The following is a 25,393-nucleotide window of genomic DNA, read 5'->3' as shown; positions in this document are numbered from 1 at the left end:
TCAGAGCACGTAGACGAAAACGAACAGACCGATCCACACAACGTCCACGAAGTGCCAGTACCAACTCGCCGCTTCAAACGCGAACTGATGATCGGCGTCGAAGTGCCCGCGCATGATCCGCATCAACATCACAAACAGGATGATGGTGCCGATGGTCACGTGGGCGCCGTGGAAGCCGGTGAGCATGAAGAAGGTTGCGCCGTAGATGCCCGAACCGAGTGTCAGGCCCAGTTCGTGGTAGGCGTGCATGTATTCTTCGGCCTGAAAACCAAGGAACGCGCAGCCCAGTAACACGGTGAGCGCCAGCCAGATTTTCAGCGCGCCGCGATGGCCCTTTTTCAAGGCGTGGTGAGCGATGGTCACGGTGACGCTGGAACTCACCAACAACACTGTGTTGAGCAGCGGCAGGCCCCAAGGGCTGATGACTTCCTTGGGTGGCGGAAAGAGTTTCGGGTCAGGGGTATGCAGCAATGGCCAGGCGAACTGGAAGTTCGGCCAGAGCATGTGCGCGATGCCTTTGACCCCTTCACCCCCGAGCGCCGGGCCTGAAATGTTTCTCACATAAAACAGCGCGCCGAAGAACGCGATGAAAAACATCACCTCCGAGAAGATGAACCAGCTCATGCCCCAGCGGAACGAGCGATCCATCTGTGCGCTGTACAACCCCTGGCGGCTTTCCTTGATCACCGTACCGAACCAGCCGAACAGCATGTAGGCCAGCAGCAGGCCACCGACGAAAAAGATCAGCGGGCCGTGGGACTCCGGCCGCGCCGCCTTCAGGTCGTTGAACCAGGTGGCCAGGCCGAACACGGTGACGAACATACCGACCGTGGCAATGATCGGCCATTTGCTCTGTGCCGGAACGTAATAATGTTCATGAGTTGCCATTTATTGTTCTCCTTATCGGGCACGCTTTAACGCCTAGCCACCGGTGTTTGCAGCAACAGCCGCGGGTGGATGACGTGCGGTGATATCGAACAGCGTGTAGGAAAGCGTCAGGTGCTTCACATCCTTGGGCATGTCACGGTCAACGATGAAACGTACCGGCATCTCGATCCGTTGACCGGGCTGCAACACTTGCTGGGTAAAGCAGAAACATTCGGTCTTGTGGAAGTACGCCGCCGCGGCGCTGGGCGCGATGCTCGGAACTGCTTGCGCGCTCATCGGTTTGTCGGTCGGGTTATGGGCGATGAAAATCATCTCGTTCACCGCCCCCGGATTAGCCGTCAGCTCATCGCTCTTGGGGTAGAAATCCCAGGACATGTCGGCGGAATTGGTCGACAGAAACTGCACGCGAACCTGCCGCGAGGTGTCGACCGTTTGTTCGCCCTCATACTGCCCGCCGGTCTTGCCGTTGATGCCGAACGCCTTGCACATCACGTCGTAGATCGGCACCAGGGCAAACCCGAAGACAAACATCGCCACCACCACCAGCAACAGGCGCGTGACCAGCTTCTTCAAAGAAATCGAATCAGCCATGGTGCTTAACCTCTGTGCAAACCCCTGTGGGAGCGGGCTTGCTCGCGAAGCAGACGCTGCGGTCCGTCAGACAAACTGCGTTATCGTTCTTCGCGAGCAAGCCCGCTCCCACAGGGGCCAAGCGTTTCATTTCACTTCCGGCGGCGTGGTGAAGGTGTGATACGGCGCCGGTGACGGAACGCTCCATTCCAGGCCTTCGGCCCCATCCCACGGTTTGGCCGGTGCGGGTGGGCCACCACGGATGGTCTTGATCACGATGAACAGGAAGAAGATCTGCGTGGCACCGAACATGAACGCGCCGATCGACGACACCATGTTGAAGTCGGCGAATTGCAGGTTGTAGTCGGGAATCCGCCGCGGCATGCCCGCCAGCCCCACGAAGTGCATTGGGAAGAACGCCATGTTCATGCCGATGAACGAGAGCCAGAAGTGCAGCTTGCCGAGGGTTTCGTCGTACATGTGGCCAGTCCATTTCGGCAGCCAGAAGTAGGCCGAGGCGAAGATCCCGAAGATCGCCCCCGGTACCAATACATAGTGGAAGTGCGCGACCACAAAGTAGGTGTCCTGGTACTGGAAGTCCGCCGGGGCGATGGCCAGCATCAACCCGGAGAAACCGCCGATGGAAAACAGGATCACGAACGCCACCGCAAACAGCATCGGTGTCTCGAAGGTCAGCGAGCCTTGCCACATGGTACTGGCCCAGTTGAACACCTTGACCCCGGTCGGCACCGCGATCAGCAGCGTGGCGTACATGAAGAACAGCTCGCCCACCAACGGAATGCCGACCACGAACATGTGGTGCGCCCAGACGATGAACGACAGGAACGCGATACTCGCCGTCGCATAGACCATCGAGGTGTAGCCGAACAGCGGCTTGCGTGAGAAGGCCGGAATGATCGAGCTGACGGCACCGAAGGCCGGCAGGATCATGATGTACACCTCGGGGTGACCGAAGAACCAGAACACGTGCTGGAACAACACCGGGTCACCGCCGCCAGCGGCACTGAAGAAGCTGGTGCCGAAGTGGATGTCCATCAGCATCATCGTCACGCAACCGGCCAGTACCGGCATCACCGCGATCAGCAGGAACGCGGTAATCAGCCAGGTCCAGACGAACAGCGGCATTTTCATCAACGTCATGCCGGGGGCGCGCAGGTTGAGAATGGTGGCGATCACGTTGATCGCGCCCATGATCGAACTGATCCCCATCAAGTGGATGGCGAAGATAAAGAAGGTCACGCTTTCCGGTGCGTAGGTCGTCGACAGCGGGGCGTAGAACGTCCAGCCGAAGTTCGGTCCACCGCCCGGGGTGAACAGGGTCGATACCAGCAGGATGAACGCCGCCGGCAATAGCCAGAAGCTGAAGTTGTTCATCCGTGGCAGGGCCATGTCCGGCGCGCCGATCATCAACGGGATCATCCAGTTGGCGAGGCCGACGAAGGCTGGCATCACGGCACCGAAGACCATCACCAGACCGTGCATGGTGGTCATCTGGTTGAAGAACTCCGGCTGGACGATTTGCAGGCCCGGCTGGAACAACTCGGCACGAATCACCATCGCGAACGAGCCGCCGAGCAAGAACATGGAGAACGCGAACCACAGGTACAGCGTGCCGATATCCTTGTGGTTGGTGGTCAGCACCCAGCGCATCAGGCCTTTGGCGGGGCCGTGGGCGTGGGCGGTGCCGGTATGAACATGGTCATCGACGACAGCAGTCATGTCCTGTCTCCTGCAAACAGATGGGCTGGGCAGGCCGGGGCGCGATGCCCCGACTGATTCCTTACGTGCGCAATAGACCGGGTCATTTGCTTTCCGCCTGTTTCAGCTCCAGCACTTCTTTAGGCGTGACCATGTCGCCTTTGTTGTTGCCCCAGGCGTTACGTTCGTAGGTCACGACTGCCGCGATGTCGACTTCCGAGAGCTGCTTGCCGAACGCCGCCATCGCGGTGCCAGGCTTGCCGTGGAAGACAAGACTCAGGTGGCCTTCTTTGGGGCCGGTAGCGATTTTCGAGCCCTTGAGCGCCGGGAACATCGGCGGCAGGCCCTGACCTTCGGCCTGGTGACAGGCGACGCAGGTGGTGTGATAGATCTTGTCGCCGCGCTCTTTGAGCTCGTCGAGGGTCCATTCCTTGCTGGTCAGCTCTTTAAGCTGCATGGCTTCGGCTTTACGTTCGGCCAGCCATTTTTCGTAATCGGCCTTTTCCTTGACCTCGACCACGATCGGCATGAAGCCGTGATCCTTGCCGCACAATTCGGCGCATTGACCGCGGTAGATGCCGGGCTTGTCGACGCGGGTCCAGGCTTCGTTGACGAACCCCGGAATCGCATCGCGCTTGACCGCAAAGGCCGGAACCCACCAGGAGTGGATGACGTCGGCGGAAGTCACCAGGAAGCGCACCTTGGCGCCGATCGGCAGCACCAAAGGCTTATCGACCTCAAGCAAGTAGTGCTCGCTCTTGGCTTCCTTGTTGTGGATCTGATCGGCGGGCGTGGTCAGGTTGCTGAAGAACTCAACGTCCTGGCCCAGGTATTTGTAGTGCCACTTCCACTGATAGCCGGTGACCTGGATATCGATATCCGGCTCACTGGCGTCGTACATTTTGATCAGGGTTGCGGTCGCGGGAACCGCCATGGCCACCAGGATCAGGAAGGGCACGATGGTCCAGAGGATTTCAACGGTGGTGCTTTCATGAAATTTTGCGGCCACCTGCCCGGTCGAGCGGCGGTGGAGGATCATCGACCAGAACATGGCGCCGAAGACGATGATGCCGATCACTACACAGATCCAGAAAATGGTCATGTGCAGGTCAAATACTGCGTGACTGATTTCAGTCGCTCCAGGCGCCATATTCACAGTCCAGGCCGCTTGTGCCTGACTGAAAATCGACCACAACAGGAGGCCCATCCAGACGTGTGGATGTCGCATCATTGCGGGTTCCCCTTATCGTTCTTTTTATCCCGCCGGCTTTCACCTGCGGCAAGGGAGCGGCTTTTTCAGACTACGAACTTGAATCGCCGAGCCTTGCTGCGTGTGCAGTCGGGTGTCATCAGCTAACTCCATTCCCACCCGAGTATAGACAGCGACTGCCACCTCGCAACGTGATGGCGTAAATGATCTGAAACAGCTGGGACTTGCGTTCCAGGGCACGAATGGAGAAGGATGCAGACGAGTGGTGGCAAATCGATATAACTTTGATGTCTCAAGGATGAAATAATTATGACAAATGCGTCTTAGCATTTTTCGTATGCCAGCTAAGTTATGTCTTCCCTATTTCATTGCCTTTGTTTCCTGGAGTTTTCATGAACACCGCCGCATTGCGCGAGCAGATCCAAAAAGCCCAACAACACGAAGCCGAAACCGGCCTGCTGACTCGTCAGCTGGAAACCCAACTGCCACACCTTCACTCCGCCATCCAATTGCCGGATGTCGACGCCAACGGCGTGATGACGCGTTTTGTGGCCGCGTATATAGAGCAAGTGCCGGACCTGCTGGATGCAGCCAATGAAGTCGCCAGGGAAGCGGGTATCGAATCACAGATCACACCGGTGCTGAAAATCGCCGTGCAGTTCTTCCTTCAGCCGCCGGCGATCATGGCCGGTCACGTTGGTCTGGACAGCCTGCTGGACGAAGCCTATCTGGCGCATCGCCTGGTCGAAGAGGTCAATGACCTGTACATCAAGCATTTTGGCCAGCCACTGATCCCCTTGGACATGACTGTTGCCAACCTGATTGCCCACCAACTGATCGGCGAGGAGTTCGCCAATCAACTGGATGAGGCGGTGCATCACGCCGTGGACGAGATGCTCAACGAAGACAGTTTCGCGCTGGAATCGGTGGAAGCCTACCGCGAGAAACTCAACAGCCCGGACACCGGCGCTGCATGGAAGCGCTGGCCGTGCCTGTCGCGCCAACTGGGCGTCGGCCTGGAGCTGGATCAGCCAGCGGCTTGATCCATTGATCAACACAATCCCCTGTGGGAGCGGGCTTGCTCGCGAAAGCGGTCAATCATTCAACATTGATGTTGACTGACACGCCACTTTCGCGAGCAAGCCCGCTCCCACATTGTTATCTACGCGGCTGAACCTACGCCGGTAGTGGTCCGCAATCGCCCTTCCAGCCTGCGCTTCAACCCCCGCGCTTCAATCAACAGTTTTGATCCCTTGGCCGCATTGGCCCGCCCCCATTCCTCCAGCAATTCCAGACACGAGTGATCGATGTAGCTCAGGTTATTGAGCGGCACATGCACCGTCGTGCCTGCCGGAATAGTCCCCAGCACCTGGGTCAGCGCCGGCACTTTGAGAAAGGTCGCTGCACCTATCAACCGCAATTCCATTTCGCCGTCCTTGGGCAGATCGATCAGGCTGATTTTCAGCCGCGAAGCCTTCCAGGCCAGTTTGGCCAGGGTCAGGCCGAAGCCGATCAGCACGCCGGTCAGCAGGTCGGTGAAGATGATCGCCAGGGCTGTTGCCGCGTAGGTGAACATCGGCATCCGCCCATAACGGCCCAGACCGCGGAAGGCCTTGAGGTCGACCAGTTTGAAACCGGTGTAAACCAGAACGCCCGCCAGGCTCGCCACCGGAATGCTTTGCAGCACGCTGGACAGCAGCAACACGAAAGCCAGCAGCCACAGGCCATGGAAGATCGTCGACATTCGCGTGGTGGCGCCGGCCTGGACGTTGGCTGAACTGCGCACGATCACGCCGGTCATTGGCAGCGCGCCGAGCAGACCGCAGAGCATGTTGCCGACGCCTTGAGCCGACAATTCCCGGTCGAAGTCTGAACGCTGGCCGCTGTGCATGCGGTCCACCGCGGCGGCCGAGAGCAGGGTTTCGGCGCTGGCAATAAACGCCACGGCAAACGCGGCAATGAGCAGCGTCGGGTCAGCCAGGTTGAGTAAATCCGCGGGTTTCAGCCAGTCGATGGCTTCCGCCAGGTTGGCCGGGACTTCGACTCGTTTGACCTGCAAAGCGAGCACCAGGCTGGCGACGGTCGCCAGGCCTACCCCAAGCAGTGCGCCGGGTACGAAGCGCAGGGAATGGGGGCGGAATTTCTCCCACAGCCACATCACCGCAATCGTCGACAGCCCGAGCAACCCAGCTTGCCAACCGAAGGAGGGCAAGGCCTGCACGACGGCAGCCGGGAAGGCTGCCAGGTTATCCAGCCCGGAAGGCTTGGGCACGGCGTCGAGCATCACATGCACCTGTGACAACACGATCAGCACGCCAATCCCGGCGAGCATGCCGTAGACCACCGCCGGCGCCGTTACCCGGAACCAGCAGCCCAGCTTCAAACGCCCGGCCACCAGTTGCAGAAAACCGGCCAGCAGCAGGATGGGTCCGAGCATGTCGATACCATGCTGGCGCACCAGTTCGAACACCAGAACAGCCAAACCGGCTGCCGGGCCGCTGACTTGCAGCGGCGAACCGGCAATCCAGCCCACCACCAGGCCACCGATGATCCCGGTGATCAAGCCTTTGGACGGCGGCAGCCCCGAGGCGATGGCGATGCCCATGCACAAGGGCAGGGCGACGAGAAACACAACCACGGATGCCAGCAGCTCCCGTGGCAGAACAGCTTTAAGTTGAGCAGCACGCATGGTGACTCTCCCGAAGTTTTCTTCAGGCGTGGCAAAGCCAGGCTGCCTGATCGGCAGCCTTGGCTAAACCACACAGGGATTTAGGAGGATTTAGAAGCGCGCTTTAGGCGTCGCCACCGGAATCGGATGGCTGCCATCGAGCGGCAGGAAACAACCCTTGTCCGCGTCGTAAGCTCTGATTTCGCTGGTTTCGATGTTGTAGATCCAACCATGGATAAACAGCTGACCATTGGCCATGCGCGAGGCTACCGACGGGTGCGTGCGCAAATGTTGCAGCTGGGCGATCACATTCTCCTCGGTGAGGACGTGCATGCTTTCGTTTTCGTCAGCGCAATGGCAGTTTTCCTGGACCATGGTTTTTGCCACTTCGGCATGACGCAACCAGGCTTTGACCGTCGGCATTTTTTCCAGGCTTTGCGGGTTGAGCACTGCGCGCATCGCGCCACAGTCGGAGTGCCCGCAAATGATGATGTGTTGCACGCCGAGGGCCAGAACGGCGTATTCGATTGCCGTGGAAACACCGCCGTTCATTTGCCCATAAGGCGGCACAACGTTGCCGACGTTACGGGTCACGAACAGGTCGCCGGGGGCGCTTTGGGTGATCAGCTCAGGAACGATGCGCGAATCGGCGCAGGCGATGAACATCGCTCTGGGGCTCTGGGCCGTGGCGAGTTTTTTGAAGAGTTCTTCCTGCTGTGGAAAAACCTCGTGATGAAAATGCAAAAAGCCGTCAACGATATGCTGCAGCGCTGCATCGGCGGTTTCCGCCTCCGGTTGGGCTGAAGCCGACGCAGCCAACGACTGTTTATCCTTGTCACTCATGATTCATCCTCTTTGGCGGAGTCAGGGAATTTTCCCGTTTTGTCCGGTGTGAAGCCAGTGGCTGTTTAAAAAACATCCAGGCCGAGAATCTCGACCCATCAGTCACTCGATGAACAAGGTAGCGGCCGAAACTTAACTCAAACTGAATAAAACGCTCTAGAACGTGTGTTCCAGGTCACAAAAAACGTGACTGGCGTAGTGGCAAAGTGCATTTCACCCTACTCAACCATAGGCCAATTGTCCTCAAATCAACGACATTTGGCGACCCGGCGGACAGAAGGCTTCGCAGTCCAGATTGAAACCTTCCCGACGATTGAGCCCCAGGCGTTTGATGGTTTTGGCAAATCGTTGCGCCAGCAGATCGGCAAACGGCCCTTCGCCACGCATCCTGGCACCGAAGCGACTGTCATAGAGCTCGCCACCACGGCTCTGACGAATCAGGCTCAACACATGCGCGGCACGCTGAGGATAGTGGGCCGCCAGCCATTCTTCGAACAGCGGCGCCACTTCCAGCGGCAGGCGCAGCATCATGTAGGCCGCACTTTGCGCCCCCGCGGCATGAGCTTCGGTGAGCAGGCTTTCAAGTTCGCTGTCGTTGATCATCGGAATCATCGGCGAGCACAGAACACCCACCGGAATTCCCGCTTCACGCATCACGCGGATCGCCCGCAACCGAGCCTTGGGTGCCGCGGCGCGCGGTTCGAGGATGCGTTTGAGTTCGTCGTCCAGGGTGGTGAGGCTGATCATCACCGCCACCAGCCTTTGCTCGGCGAGTTCGGCCAGCAGGTCCAGATCCCGAAGAATCAGCGAGCCCTTGGTAATGATGGTCACCGGATGGCGATAACGCAGCAGCACTTCGAGGGTTTTTCGGGTGATTTTGTGTTCGCGTTCGATCGGTTGATAAGGGTCGGTATTGGAGCCCAGATTGATCGGCGCACATTGATAGCCGCGCTTGGACAGTTGTTCTTCCAGCACATCGGCGGCGTTGGTCTTGGCGATCAGTTTGGTCTCGAAATCCAGCCCTGGCGACATGTCCCAATAAGCGTGGCTGGGCCGCGCGTAGCAATAGATGCAACCGTGCTCGCAGCCGCGATAGGGATTGATCGAGCGATCGAAGGGCAAGTCCGGCGAGTTGTTGCGAGTGATGATGGTTTTCGCCGTTTCAATGCGCACCTCGGTGCCCTGGGTGATCGGCGCTTCCTGATACCAGCCGTCATCCTCGGCCACCGAGCGATTCGGCGCGAAACGGTTGTGCGGGTTGGTGGCGGTGCCGCGGCCGCGAGGTGGCAGGGGAGTAGGCATCGACAAGGTCCTTTAGCTGTATATCTATACAGTATAGGGCCTCGGCACATTCGGCCAGTGCCGTTCGGCGCCTGTTAATTCTAAAAAAGCCTGGTTCTTTGTATTTCTATCAATTGGTTAAAGCGTTCGTCACCATGAGATACATATAACGACTGGCATAGTTATAAGTGCTATTAGTAATATCCTTCTCACACGAAGTTCTCGTGTTCAACTATTAAATGGAATTAATTAATGTCGAATTACAATCAGCGCGGTATTTTTTTGCAACTGATGCGCGCATCTGTTGTTAGTCCAAAAGAAGTTCGGGTTTCCATGCAGTTTGCACTCAAGGAAGAGGGCTACGATCCGGAAAACCGTGCTGTCACTTATGCTCTGCTGGACTCGAGCACCCGCGAGGCCGTATCGAACGACGGCGGCGTGACTTTCACCATGGGTACCGCCCCTGCCGATGTGGACGGTGATGGTGACATCGACGCACAAGACAAGGCCGTTCTGCTGGCCTTGGCGAGTGCCTATTCGAAGATCGTCAAACCGTAATCGCGATTGAACGCATGCAGTAGATAAATATTGAGTGCGCAGTAGGTTGTAGCTGAATCTAAAAAAGCGGTATGGAGTTTCCATGCCGCTTTTTTATTTATTTAATGAGTCGTCGCTTGGCCAATGTCATCATTTGAAGTCGTTTTCATATCGTCTTTCCTTAACGCCATTACATCACTGGCTTTAACAGTAGCCCCTTTATTTCCCCAACTAGTGGCAATGAAACTCACCACATCCGCCACTTCCTGATCCGACAAGCGCCACGCAAACCCGGGCATCGTGAAGGTCGACGGCGCCGTGTGAGTCGCAGGCAAGGTGCCGCCCTTGAGCACGATGTGAATCAGCGACGTCGGATCCTGCGACTGCAACACCGGGTTGCCTGCCAGCGCCGGGAACACTTTGGTGTAGCCATGGCCATCGGTACGGTGACAGGCCGCGCAGTTGTCGATGTACACCGAAGCGCCGGGCTTGCTGTCGTCCCCGTTCCACAGCGCCTGTGCGATCTGTTTGTCGTACTGGTGCGGCTGATCATTGGAATCATTCGCCGGCAAGGACTTGAGGTAACGGGCAATCGCGGTCAGATCGTTGTCGGTCATGTACTGCATGCTGTGCGTCACCACATCACTCATGCCACCAAACACCGCGCTGCGATCGCTGCGACCGGTCTTGAGGAACTGCACCAGTTGTTGTTCGCTCCAGCTGCCGAGGCCGTCTTTATGATCGCCGCGCAGACTTTTCGCGATCCAGCCTTCAAGCGGCGCACTGCCTGACAGAAATGCGCTGCCTTCGCCTGCATTCAGGGCTTTTTCCTGCATGGTCAGGGCACGCGGCGTATGGCATGCGCCGCAATGTCCGAGGCCTTCCACCAGATAAGCCCCACGGCTGACCACCGCATCTTCGCCGGGTGCCGCTTTGTAATCCGCCACAGCCGGGGCAAACATCCAGCGCCAACCCGCAAGCGGCCAGCGCATGCTCAAAGGCCAAGGGATGTCGCTGTCCTTGTTCTCCTGAGCGACCGGCGCCACACCGTGCATGAAGTAGGTGTACAAGGCGTTCATGTCGGTTTCGTTGACGCTGGCGTAGGACGGATAGGGCATGGCCGGGTACAACGTACTACCGTTTTTGGCGACGCCATGGCGCACGGCCTTGTCGAATTCTTCGAAGCTGTAGTTGCCCAGCCCGGTTTTATCCGGCGTGATATTGGTGGAGTAGATCGTTCCGATCGGCGTTTCCATCGGCAAACCACCGGCGAACGGCTTGCCGTCCTTGGCGGTGTGGCAGGCCACGCAGTCACCTGCTCGAGCGAGGTACTCGCCTTGTTTGATCAGGTTTTGATCGATTTCTGCGGCGTTGACCGAGCCACAACCGAGCAGCGTCAGGGTCGCGATAACAAGTGATTTCATGGTCATCGCTCCTTAAGCCTGAACCAGCGGGCCGGGGTTTTTCAGGTACTGCTCGCGGATCGCCCGGGCCGACCAGTAGGTCAACGCTGCCACCAGGCCGGTAGGGTTGTAGCCCAGACCTTGTGGGAAAGCTGACGCTCCGGGGACGAAAACGTTGTGTACGTCCCAGCTCTGCAAGTAACGGTTCAGGGCGCTGGTTTTCGGGTCGGTGCCCATGATCGCGCCACCGTTGAGGTGGGTGGTCTGGTAAGACGCGGTGTTGAAGTGATCGCCCACCTTCTTGCCCAGTACGGCGATGGCCTTGGGGCTCATCGCTTCGGCGATCTTGCCCATTTTCTCGACCATGAAGCGGTTCATCTTGATGTCGTTTTCCTGCCAGTCGAAGGTCATCCGTAACAGCGGCAAGCCGTAGGCATCGCGGTACACCGGGTCCAGATCGAGGTAGTTGCCACGGTAGGATTGATGGGCGCCGTGGGCATCCATCGACACTTGATGGGTGTAGTAATCGGCGGTGGCACGTTTCCAGGCACTGCCCCAGGCCGGGGTGCCTGGCGGGTTGGAGGTGCCTGCGATCGGTCGGTTGCCGGCCTGGTTGACCCACATCGGCGAGCCGCCGACGAAGCCATGGGGACCGTGATCGAAGTTGTCGGCGTTGAAGTCGTCCACCGCCACGCCGTTACCGCCGGCACCAATAAAGTTGTTGGTGTGGGTTTCTTTGTCGAAGTAGGCCTTGATGGTGGCCATGTTCTGGTAGGCGAAGTTCTTGCCGACCACGCCTTCGCCGCTGATCGGGTCATACGGCTTGCCGATGCCCGAAAGCAACATCAGCCGCACATTGTGGAACTGGAAGGCACCGAGGATCACCAGATCTGCCGGCTGCTCGATTTCTCGGCCCTGGCCATCGATGTAGGTGACGCCTGTCGCCTTGCTCTTGGTGCTGTCGAGATTGACCCGCAGTACGTGGGAGTTGGGCCGCAGCTCGAAATTGGGCAGCGGTTTGAGCGCCGGCAGAATGTTTACGTTCGGCGATGCCTTGGAATACATGTAACAGACATAGCCGCTGCAAAAACCGCAGAAGTTGCACGGCCCCATCTGTGCGCCGTAAGGGTTGGTGTAGGGGCCTGACGTATTGGCAGAGGGCAGGTTGTAGGGTTTGTAACCCACTGCGGTGGCCGCTTTCTGAAACAGCTGTGCGGAAACAGTGTTCTTCTGCGATTCCAGCGGGAAATGATTCGAACGATCCGGCGCGTACGGGTTGCCGCCCTTGCCTTCGCCGACCAATTGACCCTTCACCGTCCAGGCTTGACCCGACGTACCGAAGACTTTCTCGGCGTAATCGAAAAACGGTTCCAGCTCTTCATAGCTGACGCCAAAGTCCTGGATAGTCATGTCCTTGGGGATGAAGCTTTTGCCGTAGCGTTCTTCATAGTGACTGCGCATGCGCAACTCGATCGGGTCGACCCGAAAGTGCACGCCGGACCAGTGCAAACCGGCGCCACCGACACCATTGCCGGGCAGGAAGGCGCCCAGTTGGCGGTTCGGCAGCGCGATGTCATTCACGCTATGGCGAATGGTCACGGTCTCCTTGGAAATGTCCTGGAAGAGTTTTTTCCGCACGCTGTAGGTGAGTTCGTCGATCACCTGTGGATAGTTGCCATCGGGGTAAGTGTCCTGCATCGGCCCGCGCTCCAGCGCCAGCACATTCAAGCCGGCTTCTGACAGCTCCTTAGCCATGATCGCGCCCGTCCAGCCAAAACCGACGATCACTGCGTCGACCTTCTTCATTACCGTTGCCATGCTTACGCCCTCTCGCCGCGAATCGAAACTGCCGGGAAGGGGTATTGCTCGTTGCGTTCCACCCAATCCATGAAATCGGCGCGGGCGCCGGGGAAGCCGATCATGGTCCAGCCGACCAAGCCTTTATTGCCGCCGTGAATCGGGTCGCAGAAGAACCCTTCTTTGGTGTTTTGCAGCAGCAGGTTGAAGAAAATCTTCGCTGGGACGCTGTCGAACTGAGGTTTTCCGGCCTCGAGTTGCTTGAGCAAATCGTCTCGGGTAGCGCTGTCTTGCTCAGCAAATACTTTACCGTTGAGCGTTTTCGACCAAGCATCCGTCGCGGCGATGCCCAGGCGATAAATCTCTTTGGGCACCAATTTGCTCTGCCAGCCCATTTCCGGTGCGGCGTCTGCGTTGAACGGTCCCTGCATGAACCACAGCGCGCCGGCCGCGTAAGGCGTGTTCATCTGACGGTCGATGTATTCGGGCACACCGGCCTCCAGGGCGCCTGGCCCTTGGGCATCGCTCGGAATCAGCTGCGCGACAGCCGCTTTGATGAACGTCCATTCTTCGGCGGTGAAGTAGCTGGGTTCATAGGTGCTGGTGGCGACCGGCGCTTTGCCGGAACTGGTCGGGGCTGCTTCGGGCGCGGCCATCAGGACCGTGCTGCCCAGACCGGTGCTGGCAACGGTGACCACCGGGATCAAGGTCAGGGATTTGCGCAAAAACTCACGCCGCGGGTTGTCTCGATCTTGATCGGACATAGGGGGGCACCTCATCAGGCATAGCGGTTTTTCAGCCGTCTCGCAGGACGACTTTTCGTTTTGGCACCGATGAAGATCGCCAGCAAGCGGGGAGCAATAGGGCGCATCGGTAATATGGAGAAACAAATGGTAGCAGGCTAAGCATAAAGATGAACCGATTCAGCTAAAAAACTCGGCTTTGCGACGAAAGCGATCGGCTGATTCACGATTCTTTGACAGACGGCTCACAGGCCTTTGACTGCTCGGGGGGGAAGCTCGGCATCATCTTCCCAATTCTCCTGAACGGTCACCCCGAGCATGTCTCTATCGCGTTGTATCCCAGCGATCTGCCTGTCGCTGGCGGCAATTTTAAACCTGACGGTGGCCCTTGCCGACGACAGTGCATTGCCCCGACCTGCGGAGTGGGCTCAATCGGTCGAGGTGCAGTACAACCTCTTTAAAATGTCCCCGACGCTCTATCGCAGTGCGTTGCCCGACAGAGGCGCTGTGCCGTTACTGGAAAAACTCAAGGTCGGGACGGTGATCACGTTCCTGCCCGAGTCGGATTCAAGCTGGTTATCGACGCCAGGAATCGCACAAATACAGTTGCCCTACCGTACCAACCATGTGGATGACGCGGATGTACTCAAAGCCCTTCGCGCGATCCAGACTGCCGAAGCTAAGGGACCGGTGCTGATGCACTGCAAGCATGGTTCGGACCGCACGGGCCTGATGGCGGCTATGTACCGGGTTGTGGTGCAGGGCTGGAGCAAGGAAGACGCCCTGAACGAAATGACTCAGGGCGGCTTTGGTGACAGCACTCATTTCAAGGACGGCATCCGTTACATGATGCAGGCCGATGTCGACAAGCTCCGCACTGCGCTGGCCAACGGCGATTGCAGCACGAGCCCGTTCGCCAGTTGTTCGATGAAGAGCTGGTTCAAATCGGCCCACGTCGAGTAAACCGTTGCCTCAGCGGGTAACGGTCTCTGACGAAAACGCGAACAGATCTTCGGCGACCGGCCGATCAAGAAATGCTTCCAGGGCGGTGAGCAAGGAGCGCGAATCGCCCGGAGAAAAAAACGCCTCGCGAAAGGCTCGTCCTGTTTGCGCGTTGAAGACCCAATCCTGACGGAATCGCTTGAAGGCTTCGATGGCCAGTACGCCTGACCACGTGTAGGCGTAAACGGAGGCTGCGTAACCGGTCACCATGTAGTCGAAGCTGTTTGCGAACCGACAATAAGACGGCAGTTGCACGTGGGGAACCTCCTGCTGAACGTCTTCGAATACTTGCTGGGTGCTACGACCATCGCCTTGGCTGCGGTGCACTTCGAAATCGAACATTGCACCCGTCAGCAAGAGTGCGGCTTGTCGACTGGTCTGGGTTTCGAGGGCTGCCAGTGCCGCGTCTACCCGCGCCTCGGTCAAGCGTTCACCGCTTTGGTGGTGGGCCCCCAGCCATAACAGAAACTCCCGTGACAGGCACCACTGCTCGAATACTTGCCCTGCGAACTCCGCCGTATCGCGCCCCAGTTGGGAAATGCCAGAAAGGTTGTGATGCGGCGAACTCGTCAGCACGTGTTGCAGGCAATGACCCCATTCATGAAAAAGCACCCGCAGATCCTGGTGCTCAAGCAGGCACGGATGGCCGTCGACCCCCGGCGTGAAGTTGCAGTGAAGATCGGCAATCGGTAGCGCTACGCGGCCTTCGGCGTTTCTTCGTCGGTTTCGCAGTGTGCCGGTCCAGGCGTAATCCGGGGCTTCCTTGCGGTGGTACGGGTCAAGATAAATATGCCCAATGGTCTGACCATGCTCGCTGATCTCAAACAGGCGCACGTCGTTATGCCAGCGACTGAACTCAGCCTGCTCGAGGATCCGGATCCCGAACAGGCGTTCGCAGAACAGGCAGAATCGTCGCAAGGTGCCGTCTAGGGGAAAATAGTCACGCAGATTCTTCAGGGCGTCAGGGAAACGATGGTGGCGCAGTTGTTCAGCGAGAAATTCGTGGTCCCAGGCGTGTACTTCAGAGAGGCCCCGTTCGAGTGCAAACGCTTGTAGCTCCTTTGTATCCCGTGCAAGTGACGGTGTGTTCAATGTCACTTGCCGACGCAGAAAACGGCGAACTTGATCGGTGGACTCGGCCGCTGCGGTGGCGAGACGTAGTTGCGCGAAATTATCGAAACCTAGCAGTTCGGCTTTCTGGTGGCGCAGCGAAAGCAGCAACGTCAGTACAGGATCATTATCGAACTCGTCAGCATGCGGGCCTTGATCGGACGCGCGCGTGGAGTACGCCACGAAATACTCTTCTCGCAATGCCCGATTTTCGGCGTACCGCATGATTTGCTGGCAGGTGTTTTCATCCAGGGGAATCAGCCAGCCTTCATGTCCTGCTTCTTTGGCCAGGTGTCTCAGACGATTTTTTACGGTGGGGTATAAACCTTCCAGTACCGCAACGTCATCGACGTGCTTGGTCCAGGCCGCGTTGGCGTTTTTCAGATGGATGAGAAACAGCTCTTCGAGCCGATCGATGTCGAGGTTCAACCGGGCCAGCTTTTCCCGTTGTGCCAGGGGCAATTCGATTCCCGCCAATTGAAATTTGCGCAGAATCTTGGCCAGCGCAGCCTTGCGCGGTTCATCGAAGTTGAGGGCGATCGAACTGTTCGCCAATCGCCGGTATGCCTCAAACAACGGGCGATTGCTCAATCTTTCGGAGCGGTACTGCGCCCCGGCGTCGTTGCATGCAGCAGCTGCCGTGTTCCAGGCCGTATCGTTGTGTTTCGCCATCGACAGGATCTGGATGATGCCCAAAGCCTCGTTCAGGCGCGCATCGATTTCATCGATGGCCAGAACCAGATCATCCCAATTGGGAAACACGGATTGGCTGAGGATGGTTTCGGCAATGACCTGCCGGTTGTCGGTAATGATGGCTGTGATTGCCGGCACGAGGTGTTCGGTGCGGACCTCCGACCAGGGCGGCAGGTCCCAGGCCTGCAAAAGCGGATTGGTGTCGGGCATGGCGTCTTCCTTGGGTAGAGGCTGAATGTGGTCAGCCTATAAAGGAAGCGCAGGGGAAAGGTGGTAGATAGATACCACCTTCCAAGCCGTTCAGGCGTGGAAGGTGGCGGTGACTCAGTGTTGCTCGTCAGGCTTTTTCTTCAGCTTCGGGTTCGGGAAAAACTGTACAGCCTGAACCTTGGCGTCCGGCACTTTCAGCGCCGAAGTGTTGACCCGCGTGCCCAATTCCTTGGGCACGGACAGGCCTTGTTCATTCAACGTGTCGGAATAACCGCAGGCCACGCACTCGCGGTGTGGGACTTCGTCTTCGTTCCACATCATCAACTTGTCCGGCTCGCTGCAGGCCGGGCAGACTGCCCCGGCGATAAAGCGTTTTTTCGTGATCACAGGACCCTCGCTCATGCTGCCGCGACCTCACTCAGGCCGCTGTGGCGCAAGAGTGCGTCAATCGACGGCGGACGTCCGCGGAAGTCGACGAACAGCACCATCGGTTCCTGGGAACCACCGCGCGCCAGGATCGCTTCGCGGAAGGCGCGGCCGGTCTCGGCGTTGAGCACGCCTTCTTCTTCGAATTTCGAGAAGGCATCCGCCGACAGCACTTCAGCCCATTTGTAGCTGTAGTAGCCCGCTGCATAACCGCCGGCGAAAATGTGGGCGAAGCTGTTCGGAAAACGGTTGTAGGCAGGTGGACGCATGACCGACACCTCGTCCCGCACAGCTTCAAGTACCTGCGCCACGCTACGGCCGTCACCGTGGGTGGCGTGCAGGTCGAAGTCGAACAGCGAGAACTCCAGCTGACGGACCATCATCAGACCGGACTGGAAGTTCTTCGCGGCGAGCATTTTCCCCAGCAGGTCCTGAGGCAGCGGTTCTCCGGTTTCGTAGTGACCGGAGATCAGCGCCAGACCTTCCGGCTCCCAGCACCAGTTCTCCATGAACTGGCTTGGCAGCTCGACCGCATCCCAGGCCACGCCGTTGATGCCGGATACACCGGCGTGTTCAACGCGGGTCAACAGGTGATGCAAGCCGTGACCGAATTCGTGGAACAGGGTGGTCACTTCATCGTGGGTCAACAGCGCTGGCTTGCCGCTGTCGGCCGGGGTGAAGTTGCACACCAGGTTCGCCACCGGACTTTGCAATACGCCGCTGATCGTGCGGCGACGGTCGCGGGCGCCGTCCATCCAGGCACCGCCACGCTTGTTGGCGCGGGCGTAGAGGTCGAAGAAGAAACGGCCGACGTGCTGGCCGTTTTCCTTGATTTCGAACAGGCGAACATCCGGGTGCCAGGTGTCGAAGCCTTTCAGTTCGGCGATTTCGATGCCGTACAGGCGCTGAACGATAGCGAACAGACCGCCCAGCACTTTGTCGATCGGGAAGTAAGCTCGAAGGGCTTCCTGGGCGACGCTATAGCGCTGCTCACGAAGCTTTTCACCGTAGAAACCGCTGTCCCAGCTTTGCAGGTCCGGACAGCCTTGTTCGGCGGCGTACGCCTTGAGCTGTTCCAGATCCTGGGCAGCGAACGGCTTGCTGCGCTTGGCCAGATCGCGCAGGAAACTCAGCACCTGATCGCTGGATTCGGCCATTTTGGTGGCCAGGCTCAGCTCCGAGAAACTAGCGAAACCGAGCAGCTTCGCCAGTTCCTGACGCAGGTCGAGGATTTCTTCCATGACCGGGCCGTTATCGTTCTGACCGGCATTCGGGCCTTGGTCCGACGCACGGGTGCAGTAGGCGGCGTAGACCTCTTCGCGCAGGGCGCGGTCCTGGGCGTAGGTCATCACCGCGTAGTAGCTCGGGAATTCCAGGGTGATCAGAAAGCCTTCCAGACCTTTGGCCTGTGCCGCCGCGGCCATTTGCGCCTTGGCCGAATCGGTCAGGCCGGCGAGGGTGGCTTCATCGGTAACATGCTTGGTCCAGGCCTGAGTGGCATCGAGCAGTTGGTTGGAGAAGCGGCTGCCCAGCTCCGACAATTTGCTCTGTACTTCGGCGTAACGCTTTTGTTCGGCTTCCGGCAGGTCAATACCCGACAGACGGAAGTCGCGCAGGGAGTGTTCCAGGATAGTTTTCTGCGCCACTTCGAAACCGGCAGCTTCGGGACTGTTCGCCAGCGCTTCGAACGCCTCGAACAACTCGCGGTTCTGGCCCAATTCGGTGGAGTAGGCACTCAAGGCCGGCAGGCAGGACTCGTAGGCTTCGCGCAATTCGGCGCTATTGCACACGGCATTCAGGTGGCTGACCGGGCTCCAGGCGGCGCCCAGACGATCGTTCAGTTCGTCCATCGCCAGCACCAGGCCGGCCCAGGTCGGTTGTTTGCCCTGGGTTTTGAGGATCTCGATAATGGCGGCGCGGTTGTCAGCCAGGATCTGTTCAATAGCCGGCTGCACGTGTTCGGCACGTATCGCCGAGAACGGCGGCAGGTCGTAGGACTGCAAAAGAGGGTTGTTCACGCTCACGGTTGGCACCTTGGCTGGAAGAAACATTGCGCCATCTTAATTACAATCGACGCTCACCGCAGCTATCAGCAAAAGAGAGAGAGCCTATCGTGACCCTTCGCAAGTATCAGAACCATACGCCGCTACTGGGCAAAGGCGCCTTTGTCGACGGTTCGGCGGTGGTGATCGGCGACGTTGAAATCGGCGAAGACAGCTCGGTCTGGCCGCTGACGGTGATTCGTGGCGACATGCACCGCATCCGTATCGGCGCGCGCACCAGCGTGCAGGACGGCTGTGTGCTGCACATCACCCACGCCGGGCCGTTCAATCCCGATGGCTTTCCGTTGCTGATTGGCGACGATGTGACCATCGCGCATAAAGTCATGCTCCACGGCTGCACCGTGGGCAGTCGGATTCTGATCGGCATGGGCAGCATCGTCATGGACGGTGCGGTGGTCGACGACGATGTGATCATTGGCGCCGGCAGTCTGGTGCCACCGGGTAAACGCCTGGAAAGCGGCTTTCTTTATGTGGGCAGCCCGGTGAAACAGGTCCGGCCACTGACTGACAAGGAAAAAGCCTTTTTCACCTACAGCGCGGCGAACTACGTGAAGCTCAAGAACTTGCACTTGGCCGAAGGCTACGACCAGCTCTGACCCTGCGCCCTTATTCAGGATTCAACATGCATTACCAAACCGTATTGTTCGACCTCGATGGCACCCTGACCGATCCGCGCGAGGGCATCACCCGTTCGATCCAGTTCGCCTTGAGCAAACTGGGCATCGATGAGCCCGACCTGACCAAACTTGAACACTTCATCGGTCCGCCGTTGTTGCAGGCGTTCATGCAGTTCTACGACTTCGACGAGCCCAAGGCCTGGGAAGCGGTGAAATTCTATCGCGAACGCTTCAAGGTCACCGGTCTGTATGAGAACCGCGTATTCGACGGCGTCACACCATTGTTGGAAACCCTCGGCGGCCAAGGGCGACAGCTGTACATCGCGACGTCCAAACCGTGGATTTTTGCCCGGGAAATTGCCCGGCACTTCGACTTCGCCAAGCACTTCAAAGTGATCTATGGCAGCGAACTGGATGGAACCCGGACCAACAAAGTCGAGCTGATCGCCCACTTGATGGCTGAAGAAGGCCTGGACCCGACCAGCACCCTGATGATCGGCGACCGTAAACACGACCTGATCGGTGCGCGCAGTAACGGGCTGGATGCAGCGGCTGTTGGTTATGGTTTTGGCAGCCGGGAAGAGTTGAGCGCAGAAGCCCCGACTTATCACTTCGAGACGCTGGAAGAGATGCATCAGGCGTTTTTGCAGCGCTAATGAAATTGCTTTCGCGGGCAAGCCCGTTCCCACAGGATCTGTGTCGTACACATTTTTCGTATACGACACGGATCCTGTGGGAGCGGGCTTGCCCGCGAAGGGGCTCGTTCAGCCACTGAAACTTTATGATCCCGCCAAAGCCTTCAACGCCACCTTGCGCTCACCCACCGGCAACGCACCAAGCTTCTCGACTGCCGCATAAAACTTCACCCAATCCCCAGCCTCTTGTCTGAACAACACCGCAAACGCCGGCACCCATTGGTCGTACAACCCAAATGGCAACAGCCGGGCGTTGTTCATCGGCGCATTGATCCACGCGTCATAGCGTTTGTCCCCAGCCCATCGGCTGTCGCGCAGCTGGCGGTATTCACCGCGCAATCGTTCGAACTCGTCGGCTTTGCGCTGGCGCATCTGGTCGGCGGGCAGGGGCAGGGTGTACAGCCGTTCGAGTCGCGTGCGGGTATCCAGAACCAATTGAATGAACTGGTCCCGTTGCTGCACCTGCGCGCCGCTGTCCGGTGCCAGGCCGCGGAATGCACGCCATTGGCGGGTGCCTTCCTGTTCGACGAAGGTGGCGAAAGACTCATTGAACTCGGTGTCGTCCTTCACATAAAAGCGTTGATGCGCCAGCTCATGGAAGATCAGCGTGGCCAATCGTTCGTCACCCCAGGCCATCATCGAACTGATAATCGGATCGTTGAACCAGCCGAGCGTCGAATAAGCCTCGACGCCACCGATCGACACGTCCATACCTTGTAATCGTTGCAACGCAGCTTCACCGCGGGCCGCGCTCTGACTGTAATAACCGCGATAGGCAACGCAACCGGCGATCGGGAAGCAATGGTTCTGTGGTGTCAGGGAAAATTCCGGCGTGGCAAACACGTTCCAGACTACGAACGGCCGGCCAATGTCGGCGTACAAACGGTAACTCTGATTATCCGGCAGATGCAGCTGTTGGCTGGCGAACGTGCGGGCCTTTTGCGATTGAATCAGGTGCGCACGCAATAGTTGATCGCGACCGGGATCAGCAATCACTCTGGAAACCGGCTCGCGTGCCCGCAGCAATTGCAGCTGACCACTGGCCAATTGGCCGTAATAGCTGACGCCGGCGCAACCGTTGAGAAACAAAAACAGCAAACCCGGAAACAAAATGCGTAAAACGCGATCAAGTAACCCAAGGCTTGGAAGCGGCCTGATCAAAATGAATCATCCTTGGAGAGTCTGCCCGCAAGACTATCCCGCCTGACTGGAGCTCCGCTATGCGCACGTTGATGCTGACAGGAAGCCTGTTGATGCTGACAGGTTGTGCTGGATTCGGATTACCCCCCCATGATCCGGCTCAAGCGTGGATCGACCTGGATTCGAAGCAGGAAGACACGGCGCTGCAAGCGCTGGAAGTCGATGACAAGGCCGCCACCGACAAGCGCTATTTCGAGGTTCAGCCGGGTAGCCATCAGTTGACGGTCCGTTACCAATTCCCGGTCGCACCCACCAACATCGGACCAGACGCCGAGCCGCTATGGCGTGACTGCCAGCTAAACGTGAAATTCAACGACTTCAACGCCGGCGAGCGGTATCAGCTGAAAGCAGGAAATATCGGCTTTCGGCCGTGGGCAAAACTTTATGATCAGCAGCGAAAAGTGATTGGCCAGGGTGTACCGGCAGGCTGCCAACGCACCTGATCGGCGTTATTCTAAAAGGACGAGTCCTTGAGAAAATCATCATGCGCAGGTTCACGCTATTACTTGCTGCAAGCATCGTTGCTGGCTGTCAGAGCCCGTTGCCAGCGGTTAATCCGCAGATGGCCTGGGTCGAGTTTTCTACGCCATTCCCTAACGATAAATTGCTGATGGCCGAACGCCTGGACAATCAGCGGTTGCGCGACGGGCGTTTTTTCCAGGTCACCCCCGGTAGCCATGAGCTGATTGTTCGATTCGACTTTGAAGTGCCCGGTGGTGGTGGCTTGGGCATGATGAACACCCCCACAGAACGCTTGTGCTACCTGACCATCAATTATGATCATTTCGAAGCCGGCCAGCGTTATGTGCTGGAAGGCCGTTCGATAGCGTTCACCCCTGGCGCCCGGTTGTACAACGCCAAGCGGGAGATTGTCGCTGAAGATCGAGAGTCCTATTGCCTCATGTGAGGTGAATCAGCGGTCGTTCTTCTGGTAGATGATTTTCTTCGTGCCGCCTTCGCACGAACCGACGACCATGTTCTGGTCGTGTACTTCGTCGTTGGTGACGATTTCCAGCGTGTAGGACGAGACGTTATTGGCCTGGATCTTGGCTTCAATCTCGGCCTTGAGTTCTTCACAGGATTTCGTTGCCGCCAGGGCCGATGTGGCCAGCGCGCAACAGATAACCGCCAAGGCAAAACGTTTCATGGTTGAAGCTCCTTTGAGGCAGCGTGCAGAGTAATGTGCGTTAGCTGCTGTCATTTATTCGACCACAATTTCGCTAGCCCTGTTTGTTTCAGGGCAAAAAAGATCGCAGCCCGCTGAGGCTGCGATCTTTTATCGGGGATTGCGATAACCCGCTATCAGCTGACCAATGTTGCATCCAGACTGATTTTCGCATTCAGCACTTTGGAAACCGGGCAGCCTTCTTTGGCTTTATTGCTCAGTTCCTCAAATTGAGCCTGAGTCGCCCCAGGAATCTTCGCTTTGAGGATCAGTTTCACTGCTGTGATCGCGAATCCGCCGTCCACCTGGTCCAGGGTGACTTCGGCATTGGTATCGATGCTGTCAGCCTTGAGACCGGCATCGCCGAGAATCATCGAAAACGCCATGGAGAAGCAGCCCGCGTGCGCTGCGCCGATCAACTCTTCCGGATTGGTGCCCTTGCCGCCCTCGAAGCGAGCCTTGAAGCCATAGGGCGCTTCTCTGAGGACACCGGTTTCCGTGGAAATCGAGCCGATGCCGGTTTTCAGATCACCTTCCCAATGAGCCGATGCTTTCTTTGTGATAGCCATGAATGCCTCCTCAAGATCCGGCGCGAAGCGTCGCGCCTTTGTGGTTTTCGGTTGCTAGGGTTCTGAGGATAGACCGCGCCGCAAAGTTCACCTCATCTGATCTTTCTTCAAATCAGGTAGGAATTTTGCCCCTGCTATTGAAACTCGGGTATATGCCCTCATTGCATGAATCACGCTTATAGATTCGGCAGGTTTTCGTTTGTAAGAAAAACCTGCGCCCTCAATTGGAGAAGCAGGCTTATGAAACGACTGTCCGATATCAAGTTCTCGACCCTCGATCTGGTGCCCGTGCGGGAGAACGGCAGCGCGGCCCAGTCGCTGCGCAATTCCCTGGACCTGGCGCAGCACGTCGAAAAATTCGGCTACAACCGTTTCTGGGTTGCCGAACACCACAACATGGACGGCATTGCCAGTTCGGCGACTTCGGTACTGCTTGGCTACCTGGCGGGCGGCACCTCGACTATTCGTGTTGGCTCGGGCGGAGTGATGCTGCCAAACCACGCGCCGCTGGTGATCGCCGAGCAGTTCGGCACGCTCGAAAGTCTGTACCCGGGCCGGATCGATCTGGGCCTGGGCCGTGCCCCCGGTTCCGATCAGATGACCGCCCGCGCCTTGCGTCGTGAACGCTCCGGCAGCGCCGACGATTTCCCGGAAGACGTGGCGGAACTGATGCGCTACCTCGGCCCGCGCACCCCGGACCAACGGATCATCGCAATGCCAGGCACCGGCACCAATGTCCCGGTCTGGCTGCTGGGCTCCAGCTTGTTCAGTGCACAACTGGCGGGTGAACGCGGATTGCCCTACGCCTTCGCTTCACATTTCGCACCGCGTTTCATGCATGAGGCCATTCGCGTCTACCGCAATCACTTCAAGCCTTCAGCGGTTTTGGATAAGCCCTACGTGATGCTCGGTGTGCCGTTGGTGGCTGCAGACACCGACGAGCAGGCCGATTATCTGGCGACCTCTGTCTATCAGCGCATCCTGGCGTTGATGCGTGGCCAGAGCCTGGTGCAACGTCCGCCGGTAAAAACCATGGACGGCCTGTGGCTGCCTCATGAAAAAGAAGCCGTCGGCGATTTCCTTGGCCTGGCGATGGTTGGCAGTGCGCAGAAAATCCGCGCCAAACTGGAAGTGCTGATCGAGCAGACCCAGGCAGACGAGCTGATTTTTACCTGCGACCTGTACGAACATACCGATCGCGTGCACTCCTATGAGCTGCTGGCCCAGGTCATGAAGGGCTGACGCTCAAACCGCGAGCCCAAAAAAGCCGACGTCATTGCGTCGGTTTTTTCATTTTCGAGGGAGATCAGCCCTGCTTGTAGACGATTTGCTTGGAGCCTTTTTCACAGGTGCCGACGATTTTCCCACCGGCAGCAGTGCCTTTATCAACGATTTCCAGTGAATAATTAGAAATGCCCTTGGCATCAAGTTTCGCTGTGATTTCGGCTTTCAACTCTTCGCACGACTTGCCCTGAGCCAGGGCTGTTCCCGCAAAAATCAACAAACCTACCGCTAAAATAAAATGCTTCATCGGGTCGCATTCCCTGGTCGGATCAATAGGGGGCACCCAGCAATCAGCCGGATGTAAATATGTAGCGCTTTGCCATTCCCTATGGCGCTCGGCCAGCGCGCAGGCTCAGAAGATTAGCTCAAACTCAGCTACTGGCAATCCGGAACCCGACTTTGAGCGTCACCTGAAAGTGCGCTGCCTTACCGTCCTTGATGTGCCCGCGGGTTTCGGTCACTTCAAACCATTCCATATATTTGAGGCTTTTGCTGGCCTCGGCCAGTGCATTATTGATGGCGTCTTCAATGCTGCTGGTGGACGAACCGACGAGTTCGACTTTCTTGTAGGTGTGATGGTCAGTCATGGCGTTCTCCTCAGGGTGTGAAATACAGCCTAGCAGTGATTTTTCGTATTACTTCTGTCGCCAATCCGAAGTGGACGTTCAGATTTACTGCACTTTCTCGAACCCCTGAAGTC

The 25,393-nt window shown here is 57.9% G+C and carries 26 protein-coding genes; 8 read left to right on the top strand and 18 right to left on the bottom strand.

Features of this window, described 5'->3' with window-relative positions; all coding sequences use genetic code 11:
* The 4 genes from DFS28_RS00220 to coxB form a co-directional block, all read right to left on the bottom strand.
* Complete coding sequence (locus DFS28_RS00220) at window positions 1-888, bottom strand: cytochrome c oxidase subunit 3 (RefSeq protein ID WP_008152473.1); 888 nt, start codon at window positions 886-888, stop codon at window positions 1-3.
* A gap of 33 nt (window positions 889-921) precedes the next feature.
* Complete coding sequence (locus DFS28_RS00215) at window positions 922-1,479, bottom strand: cytochrome c oxidase assembly protein (RefSeq protein WP_111448120.1); 558 nt, start codon at window positions 1,477-1,479, stop codon at window positions 922-924.
* Window positions 1,480-1,605: 126 nt separating this feature from the next.
* On the bottom strand, window positions 1,606-3,198 hold the full coding sequence (gene ctaD / locus DFS28_RS00210; protein WP_111448119.1) for a cytochrome c oxidase subunit I: 1,593 nt from the start codon (window positions 3,196-3,198) through the stop codon (window positions 1,606-1,608).
* An 82-nt stretch (window positions 3,199-3,280) separates the two neighbouring features.
* The gene (gene coxB, locus DFS28_RS00205; protein ID WP_111448118.1) at window positions 3,281-4,408 is read right to left on the bottom strand and encodes a cytochrome c oxidase subunit II; all 1,128 of its coding nucleotides are present in this window, start codon (window positions 4,406-4,408) and stop codon (window positions 3,281-3,283) included.
* 371 nt (window positions 4,409-4,779) lie between these two features.
* On the opposite strand from coxB, the gene DFS28_RS00200 reads away from it, so the two are divergent.
* Complete coding sequence (locus tag DFS28_RS00200; protein WP_111448117.1) at window positions 4,780-5,430, top strand: hypothetical protein; 651 nt, start codon at window positions 4,780-4,782, stop codon at window positions 5,428-5,430.
* A gap of 119 nt (window positions 5,431-5,549) precedes the next feature.
* Here DFS28_RS00200 and DFS28_RS00195 read toward each other — a convergent pair whose 3' ends face one another.
* The 3 genes from DFS28_RS00195 to DFS28_RS00185 form a co-directional block, all read right to left on the bottom strand.
* Window positions 5,550-7,076, bottom strand: coding sequence for a SulP family inorganic anion transporter (locus tag DFS28_RS00195; RefSeq protein ID WP_111448116.1), 1,527 nt, complete (start codon window positions 7,074-7,076; stop codon window positions 5,550-5,552).
* A gap of 90 nt (window positions 7,077-7,166) precedes the next feature.
* Complete coding sequence (locus DFS28_RS00190) at window positions 7,167-7,898, bottom strand: carbonic anhydrase (RefSeq protein ID WP_111448115.1); 732 nt, start codon at window positions 7,896-7,898, stop codon at window positions 7,167-7,169.
* Between the two features lie 243 nt (window positions 7,899-8,141).
* Window positions 8,142-9,200: a PA0069 family radical SAM protein gene (locus DFS28_RS00185; protein WP_111448114.1), complete on the bottom strand. Its 1,059-nt coding sequence runs from the start codon at window positions 9,198-9,200 to the stop codon at window positions 8,142-8,144.
* Between the two features lie 231 nt (window positions 9,201-9,431).
* Between DFS28_RS00185 and DFS28_RS00180 the strand changes: the two genes are divergently transcribed.
* Window positions 9,432-9,737, top strand: coding sequence for a hypothetical protein (locus DFS28_RS00180; RefSeq protein ID WP_111448113.1), 306 nt, complete (start codon window positions 9,432-9,434; stop codon window positions 9,735-9,737).
* Window positions 9,738-9,838: 101 nt separating this feature from the next.
* On the opposite strand, the gene DFS28_RS00175 is transcribed toward DFS28_RS00180, so the two are convergent.
* Genes DFS28_RS00175 through DFS28_RS00165 form a run of 3 tightly spaced genes read right to left on the bottom strand, consistent with a single transcriptional unit; the run spans window position 9,839 to window position 13,680 of the window.
* Window positions 9,839-11,140 carry a cytochrome c gene (locus DFS28_RS00175; protein ID WP_111448112.1) on the bottom strand — a complete coding sequence of 434 codons (1,302 nt, stop codon included), beginning with the start codon at window positions 11,138-11,140 and terminating at the stop codon, window positions 9,839-9,841.
* A gap of 12 nt (window positions 11,141-11,152) precedes the next feature.
* Window positions 11,153-12,937, bottom strand: a complete 1,785-nt coding sequence (locus DFS28_RS00170; RefSeq protein ID WP_111448111.1) for a GMC family oxidoreductase — start codon at window positions 12,935-12,937, stop codon at window positions 11,153-11,155.
* 2 nt (window positions 12,938-12,939) lie between these two features.
* The gene (locus DFS28_RS00165; RefSeq protein WP_111448110.1) at window positions 12,940-13,680 is read right to left on the bottom strand and encodes a gluconate 2-dehydrogenase subunit 3 family protein; all 741 of its coding nucleotides are present in this window, start codon (window positions 13,678-13,680) and stop codon (window positions 12,940-12,942) included.
* A gap of 297 nt (window positions 13,681-13,977) precedes the next feature.
* On the opposite strand from DFS28_RS00165, the gene DFS28_RS00160 reads away from it, so the two are divergent.
* Entirely contained in the window at window positions 13,978-14,622 is a 645-nt protein-coding gene (locus DFS28_RS00160) for a tyrosine-protein phosphatase (protein WP_111448109.1), read from the top strand.
* A 9-nt stretch (window positions 14,623-14,631) separates the two neighbouring features.
* Here the strand turns inward: DFS28_RS00160 and DFS28_RS00155 are convergent, their stop codons facing one another.
* The 3 genes from DFS28_RS00155 to prlC form a co-directional block, all read right to left on the bottom strand.
* Window positions 14,632-16,674, bottom strand: a complete 2,043-nt coding sequence (locus tag DFS28_RS00155) for a M3 family metallopeptidase (RefSeq protein WP_111448108.1) — start codon at window positions 16,672-16,674, stop codon at window positions 14,632-14,634.
* 114 nt (window positions 16,675-16,788) lie between these two features.
* Window positions 16,789-17,076: a YheV family putative zinc ribbon protein gene (locus DFS28_RS00150; protein WP_008152496.1), complete on the bottom strand. Its 288-nt coding sequence runs from the start codon at window positions 17,074-17,076 to the stop codon at window positions 16,789-16,791.
* Window positions 17,073-19,151, bottom strand: a complete 2,079-nt coding sequence (gene prlC / locus DFS28_RS00145; RefSeq protein WP_165934034.1) for an oligopeptidase A — start codon at window positions 19,149-19,151, stop codon at window positions 17,073-17,075. The genes DFS28_RS00150 and prlC overlap by 4 nt, the downstream gene beginning before the upstream one ends.
* Window positions 19,152-19,213: 62 nt before the next feature.
* Between prlC and DFS28_RS00140 the strand changes: the two genes are divergently transcribed.
* A complete protein-coding gene (locus tag DFS28_RS00140; protein ID WP_008152500.1) occupies window positions 19,214-19,759 on the top strand; it encodes a gamma carbonic anhydrase family protein in 546 nt (181 codons plus the stop codon).
* A 26-nt stretch (window positions 19,760-19,785) separates the two neighbouring features.
* Window positions 19,786-20,436, top strand: a complete 651-nt coding sequence (locus tag DFS28_RS00135) for an HAD family hydrolase (RefSeq protein WP_111448107.1) — start codon at window positions 19,786-19,788, stop codon at window positions 20,434-20,436.
* Window positions 20,437-20,559: 123 nt separating this feature from the next.
* On the opposite strand, the gene DFS28_RS00130 is transcribed toward DFS28_RS00135, so the two are convergent.
* Complete coding sequence (locus tag DFS28_RS00130) at window positions 20,560-21,636, bottom strand: aminopeptidase (protein ID WP_111448106.1); 1,077 nt, start codon at window positions 21,634-21,636, stop codon at window positions 20,560-20,562.
* Between the two features lie 59 nt (window positions 21,637-21,695).
* On the opposite strand from DFS28_RS00130, the gene DFS28_RS00125 reads away from it, so the two are divergent.
* Together DFS28_RS00125 and DFS28_RS00120 are read left to right on the top strand one after the other, a co-directional pair.
* Window positions 21,696-22,118 carry a hypothetical protein gene (locus DFS28_RS00125; protein WP_111448105.1) on the top strand — a complete coding sequence of 141 codons (423 nt, stop codon included), beginning with the start codon at window positions 21,696-21,698 and terminating at the stop codon, window positions 22,116-22,118.
* A gap of 41 nt (window positions 22,119-22,159) precedes the next feature.
* Window positions 22,160-22,582: a hypothetical protein gene (locus DFS28_RS00120; protein WP_111448104.1), complete on the top strand. Its 423-nt coding sequence runs from the start codon at window positions 22,160-22,162 to the stop codon at window positions 22,580-22,582.
* Window positions 22,583-22,588: 6 nt separating this feature from the next.
* On the opposite strand, the gene DFS28_RS00115 is transcribed toward DFS28_RS00120, so the two are convergent.
* Both DFS28_RS00115 and DFS28_RS00110 read right to left on the bottom strand, forming a co-directional pair.
* Window positions 22,589-22,822, bottom strand: coding sequence for a DUF1161 domain-containing protein (locus DFS28_RS00115; protein WP_111448103.1), 234 nt, complete (start codon window positions 22,820-22,822; stop codon window positions 22,589-22,591).
* 155 nt (window positions 22,823-22,977) lie between these two features.
* Window positions 22,978-23,409 (bottom strand): OsmC family protein, encoded by a 432-nt coding sequence (locus DFS28_RS00110; RefSeq protein WP_008152515.1) that lies wholly within the window; start codon window positions 23,407-23,409, stop codon window positions 22,978-22,980.
* Window positions 23,410-23,649: 240 nt separating this feature from the next.
* On the opposite strand from DFS28_RS00110, the gene DFS28_RS00105 reads away from it, so the two are divergent.
* Window positions 23,650-24,651, top strand: coding sequence for an LLM class flavin-dependent oxidoreductase (locus DFS28_RS00105; protein WP_111448102.1), 1,002 nt, complete (start codon window positions 23,650-23,652; stop codon window positions 24,649-24,651).
* 64 nt (window positions 24,652-24,715) lie between these two features.
* On the opposite strand, the gene DFS28_RS00100 is transcribed toward DFS28_RS00105, so the two are convergent.
* Together DFS28_RS00100 and DFS28_RS00095 are read right to left on the bottom strand one after the other, a co-directional pair.
* Window positions 24,716-24,940: a DUF1161 domain-containing protein gene (locus tag DFS28_RS00100; RefSeq protein WP_111448101.1), complete on the bottom strand. Its 225-nt coding sequence runs from the start codon at window positions 24,938-24,940 to the stop codon at window positions 24,716-24,718.
* 124 nt (window positions 24,941-25,064) lie between these two features.
* Window positions 25,065-25,280 (bottom strand): dodecin, encoded by a 216-nt coding sequence (locus DFS28_RS00095; protein WP_008027736.1) that lies wholly within the window; start codon window positions 25,278-25,280, stop codon window positions 25,065-25,067.
* Window positions 25,281-25,393: the final 113 nt, after the last annotated feature.

The sequence above is a fragment of the Pseudomonas sp. 478 genome, from assembly GCF_003254125.1.
In the GTDB taxonomy this organism is placed as follows: Bacteria; Pseudomonadota; Gammaproteobacteria; order Pseudomonadales; family Pseudomonadaceae; genus Aquipseudomonas.
Note: the sequence above shows the minus strand (reverse complement) of the source record. Positions and strands in the feature narration are given on the sequence as shown.